The sequence below is a fragment of the Bradyrhizobium sp. WSM1743 genome (assembly GCF_000473065.1).
Classification (GTDB): Bacteria; Pseudomonadota; Alphaproteobacteria; order Rhizobiales; family Xanthobacteraceae; genus Bradyrhizobium.
Genome location: NZ_AXAZ01000035.1, coordinates 1 through 24,710, shown reverse-complemented (window position 1 = coordinate 24,710; position 24,710 = coordinate 1). Strand labels below are relative to the sequence as shown.

At 58.4% G+C, this 24,710-nt stretch carries 16 protein-coding genes and 6 pseudogenes; 18 read left to right on the top strand and 4 right to left on the bottom strand.

Annotated elements, in window-relative coordinates; genetic code table 11:
* The first annotated feature begins 400 nt into the window (after positions 1–400).
* The 6 genes from YU9_RS0120835 (at position 401) to YU9_RS0120810 (ending at position 8,631) form a co-directional block, all read left to right on the top strand.
* Complete coding sequence (locus YU9_RS0120835; RefSeq protein ID WP_051380452.1) at positions 401–1,249, top strand: TauD/TfdA family dioxygenase; 849 nt, start codon at positions 401–403, stop codon at positions 1,247–1,249.
* Between the two features lie 375 nt (positions 1,250–1,624).
* The gene (locus YU9_RS0120830) at positions 1,625–2,761 is read left to right on the top strand and encodes an ABC transporter substrate-binding protein (protein WP_027574542.1); all 1,137 of its coding nucleotides are present in this window, start codon (positions 1,625–1,627) and stop codon (positions 2,759–2,761) included.
* Entirely contained in the window at positions 2,746–4,515 is a 1,770-nt protein-coding gene (locus YU9_RS42075) for an ABC transporter permease subunit (RefSeq protein ID WP_051380451.1), read from the top strand. Before YU9_RS0120830 ends, YU9_RS42075 begins: the two co-directional genes overlap by 16 nt.
* A 60-nt stretch (positions 4,516–4,575) precedes the next feature.
* Entirely contained in the window at positions 4,576–5,664 is a 1,089-nt protein-coding gene (locus tag YU9_RS0120820; RefSeq protein WP_245266459.1) for an ABC transporter ATP-binding protein, read from the top strand.
* A 117-nt stretch (positions 5,665–5,781) separates the two neighbouring features.
* A complete protein-coding gene (locus tag YU9_RS0120815; RefSeq protein WP_027574540.1) occupies positions 5,782–6,747 on the top strand; it encodes a D-2-hydroxyacid dehydrogenase in 966 nt (321 codons plus the stop codon).
* Between the two features lie 183 nt (positions 6,748–6,930).
* Complete coding sequence (locus tag YU9_RS0120810; protein WP_027574539.1) at positions 6,931–8,631, top strand: dihydroxy-acid dehydratase; 1,701 nt, start codon at positions 6,931–6,933, stop codon at positions 8,629–8,631.
* A gap of 1,697 nt (positions 8,632–10,328) precedes the next feature.
* Here YU9_RS0120810 and YU9_RS0120800 read toward each other — a convergent pair.
* The gene (locus YU9_RS0120800; protein ID WP_245266457.1) at positions 10,329–10,877 is read right to left on the bottom strand and encodes a MarR family winged helix-turn-helix transcriptional regulator; all 549 of its coding nucleotides are present in this window, start codon (positions 10,875–10,877) and stop codon (positions 10,329–10,331) included.
* Between the two features lie 436 nt (positions 10,878–11,313).
* On the opposite strand from YU9_RS0120800, the gene YU9_RS0120795 reads away from it, so the two are divergent.
* Complete coding sequence (locus tag YU9_RS0120795; protein WP_027574536.1) at positions 11,314–12,831, top strand: porin; 1,518 nt, start codon at positions 11,314–11,316, stop codon at positions 12,829–12,831.
* A gap of 303 nt (positions 12,832–13,134) precedes the next feature.
* On the top strand, positions 13,135–13,272 hold the full coding sequence (locus YU9_RS45980) for a GMC oxidoreductase (RefSeq protein ID WP_084299022.1): 138 nt from the start codon (positions 13,135–13,137) through the stop codon (positions 13,270–13,272).
* A gap of 609 nt (positions 13,273–13,881) precedes the next feature.
* On the opposite strand, the pseudogene YU9_RS45975 reads toward YU9_RS45980, so the two are convergent.
* The 3 pseudogenes from YU9_RS45975 to YU9_RS42065 all read right to left on the bottom strand — a co-directional run bounded on the left by YU9_RS45975 (position 13,882) and on the right by YU9_RS42065 (position 16,308).
* Positions 13,882–14,476: pseudogene (locus YU9_RS45975) on the bottom strand (aminodeoxychorismate/anthranilate synthase component II).
* Positions 14,473–15,859, bottom strand: a pseudogene (gene pabB, locus YU9_RS42070) (aminodeoxychorismate synthase component I). The pseudogenes YU9_RS45975 and pabB overlap by 4 nt, the downstream one beginning before the upstream one ends.
* 127 nt (positions 15,860–15,986) lie before the next feature.
* A pseudogene (locus YU9_RS42065) lies at positions 15,987–16,308 on the bottom strand (Dabb family protein).
* 139 nt (positions 16,309–16,447) lie between these two features.
* On the opposite strand from YU9_RS42065, the gene YU9_RS47960 reads away from it, so the two are divergent.
* From YU9_RS47960 to YU9_RS42045, 10 genes and pseudogenes are all read left to right on the top strand, one after another.
* Complete coding sequence (locus YU9_RS47960; protein ID WP_156952018.1) at positions 16,448–16,759, top strand: hypothetical protein; 312 nt, start codon at positions 16,448–16,450, stop codon at positions 16,757–16,759.
* A 149-nt stretch (positions 16,760–16,908) separates the two neighbouring features.
* A complete protein-coding gene (gene bioB, locus YU9_RS0120775; RefSeq protein WP_027574534.1) occupies positions 16,909–17,901 on the top strand; it encodes a biotin synthase BioB in 993 nt (330 codons plus the stop codon).
* A gap of 51 nt (positions 17,902–17,952) precedes the next feature.
* A pseudogene (gene panD / locus YU9_RS45970) lies at positions 17,953–18,304 on the top strand (aspartate 1-decarboxylase).
* A gap of 83 nt (positions 18,305–18,387) precedes the next feature.
* A complete protein-coding gene (locus tag YU9_RS0120770) occupies positions 18,388–19,542 on the top strand; it encodes an 8-amino-7-oxononanoate synthase (protein ID WP_027574533.1) in 1,155 nt (384 codons plus the stop codon).
* Positions 19,539–19,910: an ATP-dependent dethiobiotin synthetase BioD gene (gene bioD / locus YU9_RS45100; protein WP_036017687.1), complete on the top strand. Its 372-nt coding sequence runs from the start codon at positions 19,539–19,541 to the stop codon at positions 19,908–19,910. The genes YU9_RS0120770 and bioD overlap by 4 nt, the downstream gene beginning before the upstream one ends.
* Positions 19,910–21,012, top strand: a pseudogene (locus tag YU9_RS42055) (aminotransferase class III-fold pyridoxal phosphate-dependent enzyme). Before bioD ends, YU9_RS42055 begins: the two are co-directional and overlap by 1 nt.
* A 371-nt stretch (positions 21,013–21,383) precedes the next feature.
* Positions 21,384–22,271 (top strand): 3-methyl-2-oxobutanoate hydroxymethyltransferase, encoded by an 888-nt coding sequence (gene panB, locus YU9_RS0120745; protein ID WP_051380457.1) that lies wholly within the window; start codon positions 21,384–21,386, stop codon positions 22,269–22,271.
* A gap of 13 nt (positions 22,272–22,284) precedes the next feature.
* The gene (locus YU9_RS51110) at positions 22,285–22,833 is read left to right on the top strand and encodes a pantoate--beta-alanine ligase (protein WP_371259176.1); all 549 of its coding nucleotides are present in this window, start codon (positions 22,285–22,287) and stop codon (positions 22,831–22,833) included.
* The gene (locus YU9_RS51105; RefSeq protein WP_371259175.1) at positions 22,799–23,158 is read left to right on the top strand and encodes a pantoate--beta-alanine ligase; all 360 of its coding nucleotides are present in this window, start codon (positions 22,799–22,801) and stop codon (positions 23,156–23,158) included. The genes YU9_RS51110 and YU9_RS51105 overlap by 35 nt, the downstream gene beginning before the upstream one ends.
* A gap of 248 nt (positions 23,159–23,406) precedes the next feature.
* Positions 23,407–24,405 (top strand): annotated as a pseudogene (locus tag YU9_RS42045) (IS256 family transposase); the annotation flags it as partial.
* Positions 24,406–24,710: the final 305 nt, after the last annotated feature.

Genomic DNA, 24,710 nt, shown 5'->3' with positions numbered 1-24,710 from the left:
AGCGTTCTGCACAGCATGAGACCGCGTAAGCAAGGGCGGGTTCGGTTCGTCCGGCGGACCGGTAGATTTGATCTGCACCTCAGGATCGGCGCTCGCATCTGGAAAGCTGCTCGTCTTGCAGCATTCTACCACCGGCGAGCCCACGAAAAACGTAGCGAACGAACTCGCTCGAGGTGCTTTGCTGGTTCTGGCCTGGGCCAGCTGCGTGATAGATCCCTGCCTGCTCTTCGACTGAGCAGAAGGGCATTGAAAACCGACCAAGAAAAGCTCTTAAACGCTGGATTTCAGCGGTTTCCCGCGGATATTGCATTAAATCGATCTCTAGCAGGACTAGGGTTAGGAAAACAAGCGCTCCGGAAAACCAACGGGTTCTGGAGCGCAAAGACGAGGAGATCCAGGGATGACACATCTTGTAGTGAAGGAGGTAATTCCGGAGTTCGTCGGAGAACTTAGCGATTTCCCGTTCCATGCGATCGACGACCGCGTGGTCAAGGAGCTGCGCGCAGCATGGACGCAGTACCCGGTGCTTCGGTTTCGCAATGTCCCGATTGGTGATGCTGAGCAGGTCGCGTTCACCAGAGCGCTCGGCCCGGTATCTTATCCGGTTAAGCAAAGCAGGGGTAAGCACGAGAAATTTCCAGAGATCCTTGTCATCAGCAACAAGGGCAGCGGCGACCTTGGTGATGGCGAGGTAACTTGGCACACCGACATGTGGTACATAGAGCGGCCGCCATCGGCGGCGATCCTGCGTGCAGTCGAATTGCCTGCGGCGGGAGGGAATACTTATTTCTCCAACATGTATGCAGCGTTCACTAGCCTGCCCGATGCGCTGAAGAAGCGATTGCGGGGATTGAGCATCCATCATCAGTCTGTGCTCGACACCTACGACACCGTCCGTCTTGGCAAAGAGTCACCGTCCTCGTCAGACTTTGCGTCTTGGCCAGGCGTTGATCACCCGATCGTTCGACGGCATGCGGATTCGGGAAAGCCGTGTCTGTATCTCGGCAGCGTCCGTGCATATCAGTCCATTCCTGGCATGAAGCAGCAGGAGGCCAAAGAGTTGCTCGATGAGCTGTGGCAACGCGCCACCGATCGTGCGGACGTCTGGTACCAGGAGTGGAAGCCGGGTGATATGCTCTTGTGGGATAACCGGTGCCTGATGCACCGCCGCGATGCGTTCGATCGGGGCTCTATTCGCCTGATGCATCGCACAACCGTCGAGGGCGAGCGTCCACTGGCGGCGCTGTGAACCGGGCCGCGAGAGCTCCATCTTGCACTCCAAGTGCTCAATGGCTCTATAGTTTCGCCAGGAGCGGCTCAGCGGAGGGGATATGAGTGCGATCGAGCGGAAAAATGACGATCCGGAGGTCCGGGAGCGGAGCCGCGATGAGAGCGTGAGCTAAGATTATGTCTTTGCGTCCGCGTGGCCCAGCCATGGGCCCAGAGCTGTGCGATCCGATGTCTGCACTTTTCTGGCGCGGCGTGCCCCGAGGGAGAGCTGGTCTTGTCTCGCGTTGCGTCGGCTGCGCTTCAATCAATGGATGGCGCTGCTTCTCGCGTTCACGGTCGCAGCCACTCTCTCGCTAGATCGAGTACGAAGAAATACAGGAAAGGTCTTCTTGCCATGAGTGATTTGATGAAACCTGGTCAACAGTTCGGCTGGAGCCGCAGAACCCTCCTGCGGGGTGCCGCTGCGGCAATGACGATTCCTGCGATTGGACGAACAACCACCGCCTCTGCGCAGGAAAAGCTCGCGGGCAGCGGCGAGGTCGTAGTTTACAGCTACGGCGGCTCTTTCACCGAAGGTGTTCGGAAGCATGTCTATGAGCCTTTCACGAAAGCGACTGGAATCAAGGTCGTGGATGTGGTGGCTGATCTCTCCGAGCCGCAGGTCAAGGCGATGCACCAGGCTGGGCGCATCGACTGGGACGTCGCCTATGTGAGGCCAGAGAACTATCCAGCAATGCACGAAGGTGGGATGTTCGTGCCGATCGACTACAGCCTCTGGGATGAAGAGTCGCTCGCGGGTACCCCGCCGCGCAGCCGTCTCAAAGACGCGGTCGCGATATTCGCGGTGGGAATGGTGCTGGCTTACGACCAACGGGCCTTTCCGCAGGGCGGGCCGCAAAACTGGGCGGATTTCTGGAACGTCAAAAAGTTTCCCGGACCGCGTGGGCTCTTTGGTTCGGAGGCTACGCGTAACATAGTCTCTGCGCTCCTCGCCGATGGTGTCTCCCCCAAGGATATTTGGCCGCTTACCGATGACAAGATCGACCGCGCATTGAAGAAACTTGGAGAGATCAAGCCGCACATTACGAAGTGGTGGACGGCCGGTGGAGAACCCGTACAACTCCTGACGAATCGGGAATACGCGATGACCAACGCTTACGACGGTCGTTTGCTGGCCGCTATCCGTCAGGGCGTGCCGCTCAGGATCGTATGGGACGGAGTCTATCTGAGACCTAATTACGCGACTATTCTGAAGGGAGGCCCCAACACGGCCAACGCGCAAAAGTTGATCGCCTTTCTGAATCGCGCGAAGATTGCGGCCGGGTGGACGCAGGGAACTGGCTATCCCGGGCCAAATACAAATCAGCTCGACCACCTGCCGGCCGACTTGATCCCGCTGCTCAACATAAATCCCGAGTACGCTTCAAGGGCCGTCCTCGAGGATGGTGCCTGGCTCGCAGCGAAACGCCCGGACGGCAAGACCAATGTCGACCACATGCAGGAACGGTGGCTGGCATGGCGGACGCAATGAGCTCCATGGCAATCAATGGCCGGTCGGAGCCCTTGCAGGCCTCTGCATTAGGGCCTACCCGATGGGCTTGGCTGCTGTTGCCTGGAAGCATCTTCCTCGTAGTGCTCTTTATCGTGCCGCTCGTGGGGCTTCTCCTGCTATCACTTGGGATGCCAGACTGGACGCTGGCGAACTTCATACGCATCGGCAACAACCCCGCCTATCTCGCCGTCTTGCGTACGACTCTGGAGATCAGCGTTTCGGTGACTGCGCTCGCCTTCGTCCTTGGTTATCCCATCGCTTACGCCCTTACGACAGGTGGGTCGGCCCTGCGCACATTCCTCCTCATTGCGGTCGTGCTACCGTATTTCACCAGCGTTTTGGCGCGCACGTTCGCCTGGGTTGTCCTCCTCGGCCGCAACGGTGTCATTAACTCGATTCTGCTCGAACTCGGCTGGACATCTCAGCCAATCACAATGCTGTACAACAGGTTCGGCGTCATCCTCGGCATGACCCACATCGTAATGCCGCTCATGATCCTGCCCATGTATACGGTCATGTCCAGCATCGACCAGAGGCTGCTCCGTGCGGCAAGAGCAAACGGTGCGAGCCCGCTCGCCGCCTTCCTGACGGTATTCCTGCCGCTCAGCCTGCCCGGTCTGATTGCGGGAGTTCTGCTCGTCTTCATCTACTGTCTCGGCTTTTATATCACACCTGCCTTGATGGGCGGACTTTCGGATCTCACGATCACGATGGAGATCAGTTCCCAGGTTGTGGATCAGCTTAACTGGAGCTTCGGCTCTGCTCTCTCGATGGTCCTCCTGGTAGCTGTCCTGACGGTCTTATGGATCGGCTCGCGTTTCTTTCCTGTTGAACAGCTCCTGGGATTCTCCGATGCCAAGAGCGGTTCAGACACTATCACACGGCGGCAGGTGGGAACGCAGTGGCTGATGCGCGTCGGCGCTGCGGCGAACGTACTCGACCGTTGGCTTCCTTCCATGGGAGGCCAGGGGGTGCCGGCCTTGGCAAGCATCTTGGCAGTGCTGCTCCTGCTGCCGGTTCTGATCGTCGCATACCTGTCCCTGAGCGCTTCTTCCTACTTCGTGTTTCCCTTGCCAGGCTATTCGCTGCGCAACTACCAAGCCTATCTCTCCGATACTCTTTGGTTGCGTGCAACGTTCACCAGCATCCGGGTTGCTCTCATGGCGGCCGGCATGGCTACCGTCCTTGGCAGCATGCTCGCATTCGGCCTATCCCGCGGCCGAATCCCAGGTCGGGGCGCGATTGTCGCTCTCGTGCTCTCGCCGATTATCATGCCGACCGTTGTGGTGGCGGTTGCAACATATTTCCTGCTTGTGCGGGTCGGGCTCCAGGGCACCGAATTTGGCTTGGCACTTGGTCATGCGGTGCACGCCATCCCCTACGTGGTCGTGATCGTCGTCGCCAATCTGCGCGACCTCAACCCGACCTACGAGCGCGCAGCCCGCAGCCTTGGTGCCGGGCCTGTGGCCACCTTTCGTACAATTATCGCGCCGCTCGTCATGCCGGCGCTTGTCGTTGCGGGCTTTTTTGCGTTCCTGGCCTCTTTCGACGACGTGGTTTACGTGCTGTTTCTTGGCATCGGAAAGATAACGACCCTGCCAATGCGAATGTGGGAAGGAATCCGGCAGGACATCAACCCGACGATTGCAGCCGTAGCCACATTGCAAATGTTGTTCGCCGGCATTGTCATCATGATCGGCGCGATGCTGGGCCAGCGGAAAGAGAATACCTAGCGACTTGAAGTCAGCACGCAGGTCGAACGAGAACATCACTGGATTGCTCTAGGAGCTGAAATGTTGATGAGAGCCAAGTTGAGCGGCACGGATGTCAGAACCGGAGGCATTGCGCTGCACAAGCTGCAAAAGCGTTATGGCAGCGCAATGGCCGTGGATGATGTCAGTCTTTCCATATCGCCGGGAGAGTTCATTTCTTTGCTGGGCCCCAGCGGATCAGGGAAGACAACAACTCTGATGATGATCGCCGGATTCGAGCTGCCTGACAGCGGTCAGGTGCTGCTGGACGGTAACGACATCACGCACCTGCCGCCGCACCGCCGCGAACTCGGCGTGATTTTTCAGAACTATGCTCTGTTTCCCCACATGACCGTAGCCGAAAACGTCGCTTATCCTCTTCGCATGCGACGTATGGCCAAACCAGAAGTCGAGACTCGGGTACGTCGTGTTCTCGATCAGGTGCACCTTGGAGCTCTGGCCTCACGCCGCCCCCACCAGATGTCCGGTGGTCAGCAGCAGAGAGTAGCAATTGCAAGGGCACTTGTTTTCGATCCCCCCGTCCTCCTTCTTGACGAACCGTTGGGTGCACTCGACAAGAAGTTGCGCGAGCATCTCAGGGGCGAGATCAAGACCCTCCACAAGGAGGTCGGCAAAACGATGATCTACGTCACGCACGATCAGGATGAGGCGCTTGCGATGTCTGATCGAGTCGCGGTGATGCACGAGGGGCGGATCCGGCAGGTCTCGGCACCCGAGGACATCTATCGCAGGCCGGCCGACCTGTTCGTGGCGGGCTTTGTCGGCGAGGTGAATTTCATACCTGCCAAGCTCCTCTCTGGCATTGCTTACGGTCCTGCAGGCGAGAAGCTGCCTGCAGCGCCGTGGCCCGACGCGGACAGAGATGCAACGGTTTGCGTGCGCCCTGAACATTTGCGTCTCCACGCCAAGGCTTCCGCGGCAGAGGGGGTTCAGGGGCACATCGTTGGCCGAACATTCATTGGAGACGCGACCATTCTCGAATTCCGCGCCGATTCCGGACTGCAGCTGACGTCGAAGGTGCTGAACATCTCGGTTGAAACGACGCCCCAGATTGGAGCGGCCTGTGTCGCCTCATGGGCTGCGACTGACGCAACCATTCTGACAGAGTAGCTTGCTGGCACAGAATAGCTGATCCGCATTGAGTGCATCCGCTCGAGGCTTGGCGCGCCTTTGAGCGCGCTAGGCCGTTAGTGCCTGGCCATCCCACCCACAGCCATAGAGGTAAACATGACTTGTGAAAGCCCAGCGCTTACCATCGTACTCAACCATGCTGCCGCCGAAAGCTATGCGCGGCTTATCACAGAGCGCTTCCCGCAGGTGCGCGCGATCGTGGCGCCGGACCCTGGCCGGCTCGAGCAGCACATAGGGGAGGCAGACGCGCTGCTCGCATTTCGCTTTCCCGTTGAGCTATTTGACCAAGCGAAGAAACTGCGCTGGTTCCAGTGCACTGGAGCCGGTGTCGATTCCATACTTCCCGTCCGTGACAAGGCGAGCCACATCACGGTGACCAATGCACGCGGCATCCACGGGGACGTCATTGCGGACTACGTGATGGCCGGCGTCACGATGCTGCACTGGGATTTCCGCAGGCTTCTGCGCGAGCAGGCGGAGCGGAAGTGGAATCCTCGCTACGTGTCTCCATTGGCCGACAAGACGCTCGGCGTCGTCGGGCTCGGCTCGATTGGTGCGACCATCGCCCGGCGCGCCAAGAGTGCTGGTATGACTGTGGTTGGCTCAAAGCGCGACATATCTGCTCCAGTCGAAGGCGTTGACAAGCTGTTTGCCTCCAACGCACTTCAGGATCTGCTCCCGCTTTGCGATTTCGTAGTTCTGGCCGTGCCGGGAACGGGGGAGACAGTGAGGCTGATCGGTGCAGCCGAGATCGGATGCATGCGGCGCGATGCCTTTCTGATCAACATCGCGCGGGGCAACGTTATTGCCGAAGCAGAGCTGATCAAGGCTCTGAAGACGGGTACGATCGCCGGAGCAATGCTGGACGTCTTCGAGCGAGAGCCGCTCCCGCAAGACAGCCCGCTGTGGGATATGCCGAACGTAATCGCAACTCCGCATGTGGCAGGAAGCCCGGCAAACTATACAGAGCGGGTATTCTCCTCCATCCTGGCGGAGAACATCGAACGTTTCCTGAAAGGCCAGGCTCTGAAGAACGTGGTGAACCTGCAACGCGGGTATTGATGCGGCGCGTTCGTCTGCGCCAACTTCGAACTGATGTCTTGGCTCAGCGTGAACCGGTCGGAGCGGTTCGTCGCGTTGATCCTTTCGCATTGAGCAGGCCGGGAGCGTGAAAGCGCTTCCGGCACGCATGAGAGATGCAGTCCTTCTGCGTGGGGGCATCCATGAAACGCGGTGAGCGATAAGATGTCTGACAAGCCTCTCGGCCTGGACAACGGCTTGACGAATTACGGCGACTTCGACTTCGCCCGATTTCTGCGCCGTTCATTCGGCCGATCAATGGGCATCTCTCGCGAGATGCTCGACAAGCCGGTCGTCGGCATTGCGATGACCCCGTCCGGCTTCAATAACTGTCACCGCTACATGCCCGACCTGGTCGAGGCGGTTTCACGCGGCGTCCTTGCTGCGGGTGCATTGCCCCGGGCATTTCCGACCATCTCGCTCGGCGAAGTGTTTCTCAATCCCACGAGCATGATGTATCGAAACCTCATGGCGATGGACACAGAAGAGATGATCGGTGCTCAGCCGATGGACTCAGTCGTGCTCATCGGCGGTTGCGACAAGACTGTGCCCGCGCAGCTGATGGGAGCAGCCTCAGCCAATCTGCCCGCTATCCAACTCGTCACGGGACCTATGTCAACAGGGCGGCACAGGGGCCAGAGACTTGGCGCCTGCACCGACTGCCGTAGTTACTGGGGCAAATATCGGGCCGGCGATATCGATTCTAAGGAGATTGAGGCAGTAGAGGGGCGACTCTCGGTGACGGCTGGTACCTGCGCCGTGATGGGAACCGCGTCAACATTGGCCTGCATCGCGGAAGCGCTCGGCATGTCCCTGCCAGGAACGGCAACCATTCCTGCCGTTTACGCTGACCGTCTTGTTGCGGCAGAGGAAAGCGGTAAAGCTGCGGTAAGGCTGATCGCCAGCAAGCTCACTCCGCGTGACGTCATCACGCGCAAGTCTGTCGAGAACGCACAGCGCGTTCTGCTGGCGCTGGGAGGCTCTACCAACGCTGTGGTGCATCTGGCCGCCATCGCCGGCCGTTTGGGAATTAAAATCCCCTTCTCACGATTCAACGAACTTTCTGACGAGACGCCTGTCCTCGTCGATCTGAAGCCGGTTGGCGAAGGCTACATGGAGGACTTCCATGCGGCCGGGGGCATGGGAGCGCTGTTGCGTGAATTGCGTCCGCTGCTTCATCTGGACACTGTCGATGTGGAGGGGCGGCGTCTGGGCGATCGTCTGGCCGAGCCTATCCACTGGGTTGATCGAGCGGTTATTCGTCCGTTTGCTGATCCAATCTCAAAGGTCGGAGGACTGGTCGCGCTAACCGGCAACCTGGCGCCCGAAGGCGCGATCTTCAAGCGAGCCGCGGCCACGGCTGCATTATTCGAGTCTGAAGGACGGGCGGTGGTGTTCTCCGGGCTTGAGGACTTGACGAGGCGAATTGATGATCCTGAGCTGGATGTCAGGCCGGATGATATTCTCGTTCTGCAGAACGCAGGCCCTCAAGGTGCCGGTATGCCGGAAGCTGGTTATTTGCCAATCCCGAAGAAGCTAGCTCAGGCAGGCGTCAGGGATATGGTGCGAATTTCGGATGCGCGCATGTCTGGTACTGCCTTTGGATCTATTGTTCTGCACATCGCTCCCGAGGCAGCGGCGGGAGGACCTCTTGCGGCCGTTCGCAACGGCGACCGCATCCGCCTCTCAATCGCAAACAAGAGTATCGACCTTCTCGTCGAGGAGGCCGAGATCAAGCGGCGTCTGGCGGGCCACAGGCCGCCTCCGGTGCCCGCTCGCGGCTACAAGTCGCTCTTTCGCCGCACTGTGCTTCAGGCCCCAGATGGCTGCGATTTCGATTTCTTGACGGACAATGGGACGAGATGAGTGCATCTCTACGACTGCACTGACCACCTGCCTCAGGGGCCGATAGAGCAGTGGGGAGCAAGGGGCAAGCTGCCTAAAGTCCAGGTCTGCAGCACGAACTGCGCGGCCGGAAAGCGCGGACGCCCTAGGACCAGGAGAACACACCGAGACGTTCGCAGGTGTCGCTCAGCTATCCGATTAACCGAAGAGACCGTCGACGAAATCCAGGTCTCCATAAATCAAATAACTGCATTTTTGAGCAAAAGTAGCAGAATTTCTGCGACACACGACCACACGTTAGCGGGCTTTTGCTTTTGTGCCGGCTACTATTGCGCAAAGGGCTGGAAATGCGGGGCGTGCCGCCAGTCACCGTAGACTTGAGCGGCTCCTCGAAAGGTCTTCAGACAAAGCGCGGGTGTCTGGGGAATTTCAAAAGGTTGGTGACAAGCCGAGGGGCGATTCGGATGTTGGGGGCTCTTTGGCCTCAAGCAGGTGGCGATCTTGCGTCAACGCGGCGCAGCGCCGAGCTGTTTTTAGATGGCCTCCATGGCGCCTACGGAGGCTTGAGTCGGCAGAATTGGGCCATAAGATGGATAAGTATCGGAGACGCTCACCGCCTTGCCGCTGACTTGCATGTCGAAAGCGGGCCAGTCTACAAGGCGACAGAATCCTGGCTTTGCGCGCTAACTGCCTTTGAGGTTGCCAGGAGGCTGATCGATGAAGACGATTCACAAAGCGCGGACGTTTCGGCAAGGATAAACGCAGGCATTCAAAGGTTCGGAAGACTCGAGCAGAGGCTCCACCGGATACAATTGTCGTGCTGTGATCAAGTCCGATTTGAGGCCTTCTACTTACCCGCTGGTTGTCCGGCTTCATGCGCCTCAGCCGTCATCTGCATCAGCAGGGAAGAAGAAACAGAAGCGACATTGCTTGCAAGACTTTTGCCTGTAGTCCTGGGCCGCGGCACGTCGCTTCTTGTGGTTTCTCATTACGCTGTTTCAGAGTGGCGGGGCCAAGCGCAAGCGATTCTGTCCTCCTGTCTGGATTACCTGTCAGCCAGGCCCGGGGTTGATGCTGCTCGAATAGGCGTCTATGGGGAAGGATTGTCCGCGGCTCTAGCTACTGATCTCGCGGTTTTTGACGGCCGTATTGCTGCTGCCGTTTGCGATGGCGGTCTTTGGAATTGGGCCCGTACTCGGGCCTCCATCGGGTGGATGACTGGGACAACCGATGTACTGGACGAAGAACTGGTTTCGATGCGTCGCTCGCGAGTAGCGCGACAGCTGAAGTGTCCGGTTCTCGTCGTGGCTGGGGGGCGTGGCATCGTCAGCGTGCCTGAGGCGATCAAACTCGAAACTGATTGCACGGCCGCTCGCATCGATGTCGAGCTGGCAATGGCGCGTACGACGCAGACTTCAATGGGGGAGTTCGAAAATTTCATTGCGGCCGACGAGTGCATCTTTGGATGGCTACATCGTAAGCTCGCCTGCAGTTCTGCTCCGTAACGTGATCAACACTCCTGAAGACCTGTTCGTCTGTTCGTCGACGCTGCTGGAACTTCAAAAACGATTCGTGCGGAAGAGGCCCTGGGCCATCGGAATGGCTGACTGAAGCAACCTTGATGTGTCCGAAAAAAGAACGTCCCAACCTAGGCAAAATGTTCTCTCAAAAAAGCCGTGCCGCGAACGGGACCCATTCAGGGCGACAAGATCGCCCCCCTACAACAACCCGATGCTCAGTTTTTGTGATGCCAGCCGGCTATTCTTCGCAATCGAGCTAAGCCGTTTGTTGAGGTAGTCCAGTGACTGTTCATCCAGGCCGCCAAACATCGTCGAATTGACGGCTCGTCTCTTCAGAGACAGCTTCGCGATTTCCGTTTGTGCTTTCTGAGTGAGCGAGATCTGCAGAAATCTCGCATCATCAGGCGACGTGGTGCGTGCGAGGAAATCCATCTGCTCGAGTTTTTTCGTCTGGTTCGTCACGAAGGCCGGATGGATTCTCAGTTTGTTGGCAACGGCTGTACCCGAGACACCACGCCCCTCGTCCAATTCATCAATCGCCATCAGGATCAACCATTGCGGCTCCGATACACCCAGCATGTCAGCCCAACTTTTATGTATTTCTTCGAGCTGGGAACGGATTTCCACGATGTTCCAGAGGAAGTCGGCAACGGCTCGATCGAACTGCTCTTGGTCAGCCATGTTGGTCTTTTTGCCAAAGTTCATTGTTCGCTCGCGGGCCGAGGAAGCGATTCGTTTATAGGCCATGACTATCCTATCCATCATGGATGAGCCGAAAAAGACTGACCAGAACATGGGCACCATGCTATAAATCAATTGACTAACGCAATTATTTAGGCGACCATTGTGACGATCGTTTAGGCTCTTGATCCGGCGGTCAGCATTTAAAAACCTCCAAGTGAACCTCCGGGATGCCCCCCGGAGGTTCGTTTTTGCGCAAATTGGGCGATTTCTGTATTCTAAAAGCTCAAACGGCTCCCCTGTTGCTCAATTGCGACACTCGCGGGGCAAACGCCGTCGCCTCAAATTAATTAATTGCAGCAATTGATATATGTAACTAATCCTTGCTCGACAGCGAGGGGGTCCTCGAAGTCGTTTCGCCAAGAGCCCGCTCAAGAGATGGGGCTAGCAGCGGCGGATGTTTGAAGGACGGAAACGACGTTACCAACTTGGAGGTTCATCGATGAAAGTGATGAAGAGTTTTATTCTTGGGTCTGCGGCAATGTTCGCAGGCGCGGGAGCGCAGGCCGCCGACCTTCCCGTGAAGGCCAAGGCGATCGAGTATGTGAAGATCTGCTCGCTCTACGGAGCAGGATTTTATTACATCCCCGGCACTGACACGTGCATCAAGCTGGGTGGTTATCTGCGCGCCGATGCCTTGGCGGCTACGAGCACTGACTTTGATGCCGCTAACGCCGGTGTGGCTGGCGCGCGGAATCGGCTCAGTAATTACTACACGACACAGTCCCGTCAGGACCTGCAAATCGACACGCGCACCGCGACCGAGTACGGGGTTGTTCGGACCTTCGCCGAGTTGGCCTTCACATGGAGAAGCGGTACCTATAGCGGCGCTGGCACGACTGCCGTGAATGGCTCGACCGCCTATACCTCATCGGCCACCTCCCAAGTCGCTGGTGGCGGTCTCAATATTTTCTACGCCTTCATCCAATTCGCTGGGTTCACCTTCGGTAAGGCGGAGTCGCAGTTCAGAACGCCTTGGGCCGAGTATCCGGCGAACTCTATGGAGCTTCCGGGTAGCGGCGGCTGGGACCCCGTGAACCAGATCTCGTATACAGCCGATTTCGGTCAGGGTATCACGGCTACTGTCTCGGCCCAGGATCAAGTGCCTCATGATCAAGTTGCCATCTGGAACGTAAGTGGCGCAACCGTCGCAAGTAATGCGACCGGTAGCTACGGTGCTAACGACATCGGCGGCTCGCGCGCTCCGGACCTCATCGCGCGAGTTCGCGTTGACCAAGCTTGGGGACTATTCCAGGCCTCGTTCGCGGCGCATGACAATCATGCCGCCTATTATGGTGCCTCCGAGGTGACTGGCTATCCGGGCGACAAGTGGGGCTGGGCTGGACAGCTGGCATTGTCGATCAAGAACCTCCCGACGGGCGCGGGTGACTCGATCAATTTGACCGCCGTGTATACGAACGGGGCGAGCCGCTACAACTTCCACGACTATTTAGGGTCCACGTTCGCGATGTACGGTGGTACAAGCGTGCCCGGTGCTTATCAAAGTCTCGGGCTCGCCGGTGTATCTGACTCCGTGTTCGTCACCGGTGCCGGTCAGGAGCTGACAACGACATATGGCTTCAATGGTGGCTACACCCACAACTGGGATCCATATTGGAATACGTCTATTTTTGGTGCGTGGGCGGCTGTGCGGTACAACAACACGGCCAAGGGATATATCTGCGGAGCTTTCGTGGCAAACCTCGCGCTGTCGAGCGGTCTTGCGGGCTGCAACCCCGACTTCAACTACGCAGTTGTCGGCACGAGGACAGGCTGGACTCCTGTCAAGAACCTGACCTTCTCGGCCGAGCTCGCTTACATGATGCTCGACCAGAAATACGCAAGCGGAAGCACTGTGACCCTTCCGTTGCAATCGAGCATCGCAAAGCCAGCCGCGACTTATGAGCTGAAGGACCAGAACAGCCTCGTGCTGCTCCTCCGTGCTCAGCGCAACTTCTAAGTCCTCTGTAATTAAACGGAAGGAGATAACTGAACGGCTCTTACGACCTAAAGTTTAACCTCCAAGAGGGCCCCCGGTATGCCCCACCGGGGGCCCTTCTCCAGTCAGATCGGTTTTTGAGCGCCGCGCGTCACACAGTGGTGGCGGGTGCGCAAACAGAGCGCAAGCTCGTGCAAAACCCTGCCACCGCCAAATACATCGCGTTCGAGATCGATCCCGGCGACAAAGTGCAGACTACGAACAATGGCTTGAGGATGCTCGACATGAGGGACGGGGGCACCACCGTTTCGTTGGCATTCCAAGATGGGCAGAGATCCTATGGCGGTCGTTGATCACCGCTTGCGTGTGCATGGTCTTGCCGGACTGCGCATCATAGACGCCGCTATCATGCCGACCGCGCCTTCAGGCAACACCTGCGCGCCGACCCTAATGATTAGCTGAGAAAGGCGCTGCCCCATGGCAAGTTCATAGACATTGCCCGGCATCTCTAGCCAGCAGGATGCGAGCCTGACTTGGCTGGGTGGGTTGTCTTTGGGCGTCACAGTTGCCGCAATCCGCGATCCTCCGCCTTGTCATCACAGCTCGAACTCGTTCTCGTCCCACCCACAGGAACCGTGAACAGTGACATGGGAATGCGCCGCGATCCCGCGACCGCCCCGATCGCCGCGCCACGAATACGCGGTTCGCACACCTTCAGCGCATTTCTAATCACCTAGCCAGTTTCTTGGTCTCGCCGGTTCATCTGTTGTCGCTATAGCTGAGCTGTGCGTGAAGGACTGGGCTGTTGCATGGCATGCGGGCATCAACTTGCGCAGCTTTGTCTCAGGTCGCCGTTGTGCGCATTCCCTTCGTCTGCGCCGCCGACGACGTCGCGCCAATTGGATCGCGTCGTAGCGACATTCTCAGGTGATTTGAGGAATTGATACTGACACAAGCGACACTCCGCCTACGGGCCGCTGTGTGCATGGCATGACTGCAGCTATTGGAGTTACTTGGTTCTCGACATGGTTGATCAGCCCAAATCGACGAGAGATATCCAGAGTTCTCGCGTCAGTACTCTCCGATCTCCGGTCGGGAGGTCTCTGCTAACCGCAAGAAGTTGACAAGGAGCGTGTGCCCTTGTTCGGTAAGTATCGATTCCGGATGGAATTGCATGCCATAGGTCGGTGGTACCGATGTGCGAGTGCCATAATCTCGCCTCCTCCGACGTGGCTATGACCGTGAGTTGCGGCGCGCATGTCTCATCAAGCTCAACAAGAGAGTGGTAGCGTCCCACGCGAAGCGGGGAGGGGAGCTCGTCGAACAGCCCATGGCCCCTATGCACCACGTACGAGGGCCGGCCGTGCATAGGCCGGCGTGCCCGCGCCACACGTCCGCCAAATACGGTCCCAATACACTGGTGCCCGAGGCAGATGCCGAGAATTGGAACGCGACCCGAAAGCTCGCGCACCAGGGGAATAGATATTCCGGCCTCAAATGGGGTACAGGGGCCCGGTGAGATGACCAAGGCGCGAGGCTTGAATCCGACCAGATCGCAAACTGTGACAGCGTCGTTCCGGACGACCTCGGTCTTTTCACCAAGGTTATGGAAATACCGGGCAATGTTGAAGACGAATGAGTCGTAGTTGTCGATGATCACAATCAAGATGCACCGGAGAGGGCGGGGGCAAAAGCATCGAAGATTCGCTGCGCCTTGACGAGCGTTTCCTCGTGCTCGGCCGCAGGGTCTGACATCGCCGTTATTCCGCCACCTGCATGTAACACAGCCAGATCGCGGTCAATCGTCACAGTTCGTATTGCAACATTCGTATCCGTTGAAGCCAATGAAGCCTATCGATCCACAATAAACCTCTCGCGCGAAACGTTCGATTTCCGCGATGATCTCCATCGACCTCACCTTTGGGGCACCGGTAATTGAGCCGCCAGGGAAGCAGGCGCGAAGCAACGCAATAGCATCCTGGTCTCCTGCCAATTCGCCCGTAACTACAGATACAAGGTGGTGCACCGAGGCGTACGATTCCATGCCGCACAACATGGGGACATCGACGGACTGCGGAGTGCAAACTCGCGATAGATCGTTACGCAGGAGGTCCACGATCATCGTGTTTTCGGCCCAGTCCTTTTCGGATGCAGCTAGCAGTTCAGCGCGGCGCTCGTCTTCTTTCGAATCAGCGGAACGGGCGATAGTGCCCTTGATGGGTCGGGTTTCGACCCGTCGTCCGTCGAGCTTTAAAAATCGCTCTGGTGAGCTCGAAGCAATGGTCAGCTTGCCATAGCGCAGCAGTGCCGCAAAGGGCGCCGGATTCAATAATCTCAGCCGGCAGTAGAAGGCAACCGGATCAAATGAGGCAGATAGCCGGGCGCTGAAGCGCTGCGCAACGTTAGCTTGAAAGATGTCTCCAGCCAGAATCAAGCCGATGACACGCTGTACCGCCGCAACGTAGCTGTCACGGCTGAAATTGGAAAGCCAAGGACCTGCCGTGCCAAGAAATTCGCCCGGCTCCGCCTTTGGCCTGGCAAGAAGAGCTTCGAACTCATCGGCCCGACGGCGCGCGCGCTCTCTGCGGCGCAGCGGATCCTGCTCGGGCCATCCGGTCGAGACGATCCAGCATCGGGCGTGACGATGGTCGAAGCTGATGACTACATCATACAGATGCATAACGGATTGAGGCAATCTTAACCCCGGAATTGCGGGCACCGGCAATCGCTCCAATGTCCTGTTCAGATCGTACCCCAGGAATCCGGCCGCGCCCCCCTGAAATGGAGGAAGATCGGGACGAAGCTCCTGCGGATATCTGGCGAGAAGTGCGCGAAGCCCTTCCCATGGCTCCTCCTCCAGGGCCGCACCATTGCAACTCAGCTGCCCCTCCCGAATGATGCAAGTGCCGAACGGGTCACACGTCAGATAAGAGTAGCGGCCGAGCAACTCGTGTCCTGCCGCGCTATCCAGAAACGTAAGGTGCGGCCGGTGCGCCAGACCTCGCAGGGCAGTGGTAGGATCGATCCACTGCAGTTCGCGAACATGCATCTGGCTATCCGTTAATCACCGGTAGGACTCCCTGCGAGATCCACTTCGATTGTGATCACCATCGCCCCGTCGATCTCTAGAGTCTCAGGTTATTCGCGCCAAGCCCACCAAGAGACAAGTAACTTGCCTATTTGGGGCCGCTTCCTGAAGAACCAGAGCTGGAGGGCACATCGTAGTCAGCCGCGAACCGGAGTTCCCGGAGTGGCCGGACCCGCTTGATCGACTCCTGGTATAGATCGTGCGCCTTATATGCCACGAGTTCAGCCTCGTTGTCGAACTCACCGTAGACCACGACATCAATCTCGTTGGCGAGCTGGTCAGTCTTGCGATTGCGAGCGTACCTCGAGCCGGCGTGCATGAGGGATTGTGGTGAGTACGGACAAACCCTCGACCATTCGGCTGATATAAGCTTCGTCCTTGGCCGTGAACAAGACGATATGGCGGATCATGGATTACCGTAGGAGTGAGCTGGGGCAGTTTTATGTGGAGTTCGTGTCGTTGGCAACGTTATCGCCGCATGTTCGTCATTCCGCAAGACAGGTCAGTGTCCAATTTCTCTGCAGCACTTTGCTGGATTGAACTCCCCAGATGTTTCAAATTGATGATCCTGATTTGAGCACGGTGGCCAGCTCGCACCTGTGTTCGCGGCCAATGGTGATTTCGCGAGGTTCGTCGGTCCTAGCTGGCGAGCAGGCGCGCCATCGCGAGCGCGCCAGCCGTGTCATTCGATTGTTCTTTGTCTCGCCTGAGATCGTAAACAAAACAAGCACTTTGCGAGCCGGGTATTCAGATGAAGCAGCAGGCAACCCAGCCAAGTGGCGTCGAAATGGCAACAATTTGCGATTGGTGCAGGATTTCTGCGTTGTTGCGTGGATTTTAGCTCTCTTTACGCGCTGCTAGCCGCTAATCGAGAGCATCAGCTGGGTTGCGAAAGCTGCACGACCAACATCGCAGCCCCCGAACGTTTGGCTGGGGCCAACGCGTGAACAGCTATCTCGAGGACTGCAGATGGTCCCTAGGATCGGCTCGTGGCTGTCGAAGCAAATCTGATGATGGCCGGTATGGGGGTGGAGCGCCACGACGGCATCAGTGCGCCGGTCCGGACTGACTGGAAGCGCGCCGAGGCCGAAGGGCTTTATGACTTGCCGTTTCCTGACCTGATGTTTCAGGCGCAGATCGTTCACCGCGTCAACTTTGATCCGAACCGCATCGAAACCGCAAGCCTGCTCAGCATCAAGACCGGCGGCTGCCCTGAAGACTGCGGCTACTGCTCGCAGAGCGCCCATTACGAGACCGGTATGAAGGCCACTCGGTTGATGGATCGGGCTGATGTTATTGCCGGCGCGCAGCGCGCCAAGGAGGCTGGTGCGACACGATTCTGCATGGCCGCGGCTTGGCGCAATCCAAAGGATCGCGACCTCGATCAGATCTGCGAGATGCTGAGCGCGGTTAAAGGTCTCGGCATGGAAACCTGCGTCACGCTTGGCATGCTGACGGCGGAGCAGGCCAACCGGCTCTCCGGCGCCGGCCTGGACTTCTACAATCACAACGTGGACACCTCGCCAGAATTCTACGGCAAGATCATTACCACTCGAACCTTGCAGAATCGCATTGACACGCTTGCACATGTGCGCGAGGCCGGCATCAAAGACTGCTGCGGCGGCATTATCGGCATGGGCGAGCACGTCGAAGACCGCCTCGGAATGCTCCTGCTGCTTGCGAATCTTCCGAGTCACCCAGAAAGCGTACCGTTCAATCTGTGTAATGAAGTCAAAGGTGTTCCAGTCGACGATACCGCTAACCGTCCAGATCCGATCGCAATGGCGCGCCTGATCGCGACGGCGCGGATTATGATGCCGAAGAGCGTGGTGAGGTTGTCGGCGGGGCGACAGTATATGACGGACGAACTGCAGGCGCTGTGCTTTTTGGCCGGCGCGAATTCCATCTTCATTGGTGATGTGCTGTTGACGACCAAGAACCCGCAGCGAGATCGCGATGCGAGTCTGCTGCACCGACTCGGCATCGCGTCAGGCGTTGCTTAAGTTAAGCTGAAGCAGCCTGCGCGCTGCTCCCTATTCCGGCCTGAATGAGAGATGCAGATTACGCTGATGAAGGGCAAAATCCATCGCGCAACGGTGACCGAAGTCGATTTCCACTCTGAGGATCGGTGTCCATTGACGGTGAGCTGTTGGACGCTGCCGCATTTCTGATCAATGACCGGGTCGAAATCTGCAACATGTAAACCGGAGCGCACTTTTCCACCCACGTAGTAGAAGCGCCTCGAGGGTCTGGTACCATTGACGTGAATGGCGCGGCTGCACGGCTCGCGCTACCCGGAGACCAAATAACTATAGTTGCATATGCCTTACTTGATGAGGCCGAGGCTAAGTCTTTGCGCCGCGCGTTGTTGTGGTCGGGCGAGAAAATCGCATCTTGCGAGGTTAGAATACTAGGAGATGCGGTAGCTTTTTATTCCTGCTGACCGCCAGAACTCTTGCGAAATATGGCCGCTGCAGTACGGGTAAAGAATGAAGCTAATCCATACGTCCAAGCTTGCCAGTTATGCCTCGGCCTTGCAAGCCTTGAACGAAGATGGTCGACTGCGCCGCATGAGGCCGCGTGCGGGCATAGATTTCGTATCGAATGACTATCTGGCGCTCGCTAACGCGCCTCGCATGAAGAAGGCCATTTGGACTGCACTTGACGCTGGCACGCCGATCGGAGCTGGCGGATCGCGGCTGCTGCGCGGCAATTGTGAGGAGCACGAAAAGCTCGAAACGGAAGCGGCTCGATTCTTCGGAGCCGATGCGGCGCTCTTCTTCGGTAGCGGGTATGTCGCAAATTTCTCTGTCCTCACAACTCTACCGCAGCGAGGCGATCTGCTCGTGCTGGATTCTCTCGTGCACGCCAGCATTCACGAGGGTGCGCGCGCTGGCAGAGCTGACTTTCGGATAAGCAGGCATAACGATCCTCTGTCCGTAGAAAGCAGGATTCGAGACTGGCGAGCGAAAGGCGGAAGGGGCCGGGTCTGGATCGTGGCCGAGAGCCTCTACAGCATGGACGGAGATTTCGGGCCGCTTGAAGATCTCGTCGAAATTGCGGACCGGCATGATGCCTTCGTGATGGTGGACGAAGCACACGCGACCGGCGTCTACGGTCAGCTAGGGCGTGGGCTCACTGCGCCGTATGAAGGGCGAGAAAACCTCGTAGTGGTGCATACCTGTGGGAAAGCCTTAGGCGCCGTTGGTGCGCTTGTCACTGCCTCCGGTGTGCTGGCTGATTTCATGGTCAACCGGTGTCGACCCTTCATTTTCGCCACTGCGCCCTCACCTTTGATGGCTGTTGCTGTGCGGGAAGCGCTCATGATTTTGCAGGACGAACCAGAGCGTCAGGAGCGCCTTTCCAAGCTCGTTGCGTTCACGCACCAGCAGATGCGGCTTCGCGGTGAGAGAAATACTTCGTGTTCGCAGATCATCCCCTATATCATCGGCGACAACATTCGTGCGATGCGGCTCGCCTCGGCGTTGCAAGCTCGTGGCTTCGATATTCGCGGGATCCGGCCGCCAACCGTGCCGGCGGGCACGGCCCGCTTACGAATCTCTCTGACGCTCAACGTGGGGGAGGCACACGTACGCGCAATGCTCGACGCGCTAAATGAACAAGCGAGGGGGTGGTCTCGATGACTCCGCGGATCGTGATAACAGGCACAGATACCAGGGTAGGAAAGAAGGTATTTTCAGCAGGTCTCGCTGAACTCCTCGGCGCGAGTTACTGGAAGCCGATTCAGGCTGGCTTCGAAGGAGAGACCGACGCGGAGGCCGTAGGACGGTTGGGCAGACTTTCGCCGGACCGGATCGTTCCAGAGCTCTATCGTCTTCGAACACCAGCCTCGCCACATCATTCTGCGGAAATCGATGGGGAGAGTGCGATCTGCGAGATCGGACGAGTGCGTTGGCTCGGCCGGCTGCCCTGGATCGGTCCGCCGACCGCTGAGACACTTCAGGCCGCGTTCCGGCAATCGTTCGTCCGCGATGACTTCCTGAGCCCGTGATGCTGTACAAGCGATCGCCGATTTGGCATCCATTCACGCAGCACGCACTTCAAGGCAAAATGACAAGGGTGCTTCGTGCTGACGGTGCCTATCTCTACACGAGCGACGATCGCAGAATCATTGATGCGATTTCATCCTGGTGGGTGGCCACCCACGGCCACTGCCACCCCGCAATTGTGAGCGCGATCAGGGAGCAGGCGGGAAAGCTGAACCAGATCATCTTCGCCGGCTACACTCACGATCCTGCCGAGGAAGTTGCGGCGCTGCTCTTGAAGGTCGCACCTCGCGGCCTGGATCACGTCTTCTTCTCTGATAATGGCTCAACAAGCGTTGAGGTGGCTCTAAAGATGGCGCTGGGGTACTGACACAACATCGGCAAGCAAAGAAGAAGTATTGTCGTGATGCAGTATTCCTACCACGGGGATACGATTGGCGCGATGTCAGTGGGAGCTCGAGGCATATTCAACGCACCCTATCGCCCTTTGTTATTTGACGTGGTCTCAATCCCGTTCCCGTCAGAAGGTCGCGAGTGGGAGACGCTGAATGTCCTCTACTCCGTATGTCAGAATGAGAGTCCAGCGGCCTTCCTTGTGGAGCCTCTCATTCTGGGAGCAGGCGGTATGCTGATGTACCCGGCCTGGGTACTCAGGGAAATGAAGCCTACTGCGAAGCCTTTGATGTCCTGTTCATTGCAGACGAGGTCATGACTGGTTGGGGTCGCACCGGAACACTGTTCGCCTGCGAGCAGGCCGATGTCACGCCCCGCAAAGGCCAATTTGGATCTTTGGCTGAATCAGCAGTCTCACAGGCGCCTGGCGTCAATCGCGGCGATGCAGGAACAGGCAATCATGCCATTTCTCGAGGACAAGCGCTTTGCAAATGTCCGCCGGACCGGCACCATCACGGCGCTTGAGCTGAAAACGAGCGACGCTGGTTAGCTTGCCGATATCGGCCCGAAACTTCAGGCGTTCTTCAGCAATAGGAATCTTCTGTGCGACCGCTCGGCAATACAATTTATGTCATGCCACCATTTTGCATCACGGCCGCGGATATCGACGAGATCTATGGAGCGATCCGGAGTGCTGCCGATGCACTGACGTGAGGACGTGCTGTGCAGAAGGTGAGGCTGAGCATGTCTGAGCACGTCCGGTCTACAAAAATATGAAGTGGTCATGCTCGATCTACATAGTTGAGGGTTGGTTGGTCATGACAGGTGCGAGGAGCAGACCCGCGGCGAACTATGAAGCTAACAAAGCGCTTCTTATGTTGCTGCTTGGTACGCCATATTGCTCGCCTCCCTCTTTTGAGGCACGCCAACACAGGACAAAAGCGAATCCGCTGACGTCATAGTGCGAGCGGACGTGCTACCTGACTGGGCCACCGCATACCGCATGGTTTTGGTCTGTCCCGCTTGGAGGGCAGGAGCCTTCCTCTCGGCTACCGTTGAAGGCTTTTTATCAGTCCACCAAGCGCATGAGCGAGTGCCAACTGAACCACAGTGTGGACCAACTGCGCGAAGAAGTCACAACTTCAGTCCTGCAGCGATGGAAGAGGGAGGGGCGCCTGATTACGATGACGACGGCTTACGACGCGGTCTCAGCGCGCATTGCCGACCCCATTGTTGACGTCATCCTTGTTGGCGACAGCGTCGGCAACGTCTGCCTCGGATTCGATAATACACCGCCCGTCAGCCTGGCCATGATGAATCACCACCTGGAAGCGGTTGCGCGCACGAGGCCACAAGCGTTGCTTGTCGCTGATATGCCCTTTCTGACTTTTCATCTTAGTCCCGAGGATACGATACGCAACGCCGGAGGGTTTTTGCAACGCGGCGCTGACGCCGTTAAACTGGAGGGCGGCGCCAAACGTGTCGAAATGGTCCGTGCCTTGGTAGGCTGCGAGATACCCGTGATGGGCCATCTTGGCCTCACGCCGCAAAGCGTCAGCCTCATGGGAGGATTCAAGGTGCAGGGCCGGAATGCCGATGATGCGTTGCGTCTGCTTGACGACGCACACCACCTACAGGATACCGGCTGCCTCGCCGTGGTTCTTGAAGGCATTCCGGCCGAGCTCGCTGCACGTGCGACCGAAACGTTGACGATACCGACTATCGGGATTGGGGCCGGGCCCAAATGCTCTGGTCAGGTGCTCGTTTTCCATGATGTCCTCGGCCTGACAGAAGGTCATCGCGCGAAATTTGTCCGCACCTATACTGATGGGTTCCAGCTGTTGCAGGAGGCGCTAGAACGCTGGGCAGTCGATGTTCGTAGCGGAGCATTCCCGGCGTCACAGGATTCATATCGGCTTCCCGAAGAACTGAGAGACGCGGTCGCAAACTGGCTGCCTTCCAGATCAATCTGAGGTCAAGCTCAACATGCAAACAGTTACAACGATCGCCGAGTTGCGTCTCGCCCTCGGAAAGGCTCGTGAAACGGAAAAACGTGTCGGCTTCGTGCCTGCCATGGGTTATCTCTATGATGGGCACCTGGCGCTGGTCGAGGCGAGCCAGCAGCGAAACGACATCACTGTCGTCAGTATCTACGTCAACCCCACGCAGTTTGGACCGAAGGAGGACCTCAACACCTATCCGCGAGATTTCCCGGGCGATGAAAAGTTGTGCCGTAACGCCGGCGTTGCGATCCTGTTTGCGCCGGATTCGCGAGAGATCTATCCGAATCGTTTCGACACCTTCATCGAGCCCGGCGAGCTCGCCAAGCCACTGTGCGGGGCGTTCAGGCCTGGACATTTTCGGGGCGTTGCGACCGTGGTTTGCAAGCTGTTCAATATTGTGCAGCCGGTGTTGTTTTCTTCGGGCAAAAGGATTTTCAGCAATGCGCGATCCTGCGGCAAATGGCTGTTGACTGAACTTTCCGGTCGAGATCGTTACAGTGCCGACGGTTCGGGAGCCAGACGGACTCGCTAAGAGCAGCCGCAACCGTTATCTTTCTGCGGAGGAACGCGCGCGAGCCCTTGCTATCAGCCGCGCTCTGTTCGCGGCAGCGGATGAGTTTTGCTCAGGCGAGCGCAGCGTTGAGAAGCTCCTTGCGATCGCAAGGACGAATTTGGCAATAGTGGATCACCTGCAACACCTTGAACTCGTCGATTGTGACACGCTCAGGCGTGCCGAAAGCCCTCTGCGGAGGCCAGCGGCGCTGTGTGCCGCGGCTTATGTCGGCTCAACACGATTGATCGACAACGTGATATTGTCATTGTCGGCTGCAAAGCGCGATCAGAGCTCAAATGGCTGAATGGACTTGACGCGTCGGACAATAGCGTTGTTTCGGCAATATTTAACAGCAGAACTCAGGTCATCCTCGAATAAGGCGAATGACGCGGACCCGGTCGTGTCCCAAGGAGTGGTGTAGCTGGTAGCGAAGCCGCTCGCGACGCGCGCCCCACATAGCGCCGTAGCGAGCGAGCGGCTTTGCGGGTGGTCACCGATGATTCGTCGGTAAGGTTTGGATTGCGACAACCAACCTGATTCGAGGAACCACCGATGACCGACGACATGATGAACCTGCGCGCGCTCGTAGAGAAGACCCCCGATGCCGATCTGTTGCGCGAGATGATCGGCTTCGCCGCCCAACGGCTGATGGAGCTGGAGGTCGAGGGCCTGACCGGGGCCGCGTACGGCGAGAAGAGCCAGGAGCGCCAGGCCCAGCGCAATGGCTACCGCGATCGGAGCTGGGAGACCCGCGCCGGCACGGTCGAGCTGCGCATCCCCAAGCTGCGCAAGGGCTCCTACTTCCCGGGCTTCCTCGAGCCGCGGCGGATGGCCGAGAAGGCGCTCACCGCCGTGGTGCAGGAAGCCTATGTCCAGGGCGTCTCCACCCGCTCGGTCGACGATCTGGTGCAGGCGATGGGCATGACGGGGATATCCAAGAGCCAGGTGTCGCGGCTGTGCGGCGAGATCGACAAGGTGAAGGCCTTCCTCAATCGCCCGATCGAGGGCGACTGGCCCTATCTGTGGATCGACGCCACCTACGTGAAGGTGCGCCAGAACGGGCGCATCGTCTCGGTCGCGGTGATCATCGCGGTCGGCGTCAACAGCGATGGCCGGCGCGAGGTGCTTGGCATGGACATCGGCCCCTCCGAGGCCGAGACGTTCTGGACCGCGTTCCTGCGCAAGCTGGCGCGGCGGGGCCTGCGCGGCGTCAAGCTCGTCGTCTCCGACGCCCATGAGGGGATCAAGGCTACGGTCGGAAAGGTTCTCAACGCCTCCTGGCAACGCTGCCGCGTCCACTTCATGCGCAACGCGCTGGCGCATGCCGGCAAGAGCGGCCGGCGCGTCGTCTCCGCCTTCATCGCCACCGCGTTTGCCCAAGACGATGCCGAGGCCGCACGAGCGCAGTGGCGGCGCATCGCCGACCAGCTCCGCCCCAAGCTGCCGAAGCTCGCGGCGTTCCTCGATGAGGCCGAGACCGACGTGCTCGCCTATATGAGCTTCCCGGTCGCGCACCGCGCCAAGCTGCACTCGACGGATGAGATGGACAAGCGATTTTTAATGACCGCGCCGCGATGACGATTGCGGAATCGCGTCCATTCTTTTGTTCGGCCGCGCCGCGGGCCATTCTTCCGTCCCGGCCACCGATCTCGCAGCTGCCGCGCGCAGGGTCGGTCAAGGCTGGCCGCGTTTGCGGCCACCGCACGGCTTGGCCTTGACCGGCCCGAGCACGGCGGCATGCTGGCGTGGAACGGGACTGCATTCCTGGCTGGCACTTGCCGTCAGCGGCGGTTATGGTTGTCGGGCGCGGGCGACCTCGTGGCGAAGCGTGACGCGTCGGCTGCAAGCGTCACCGG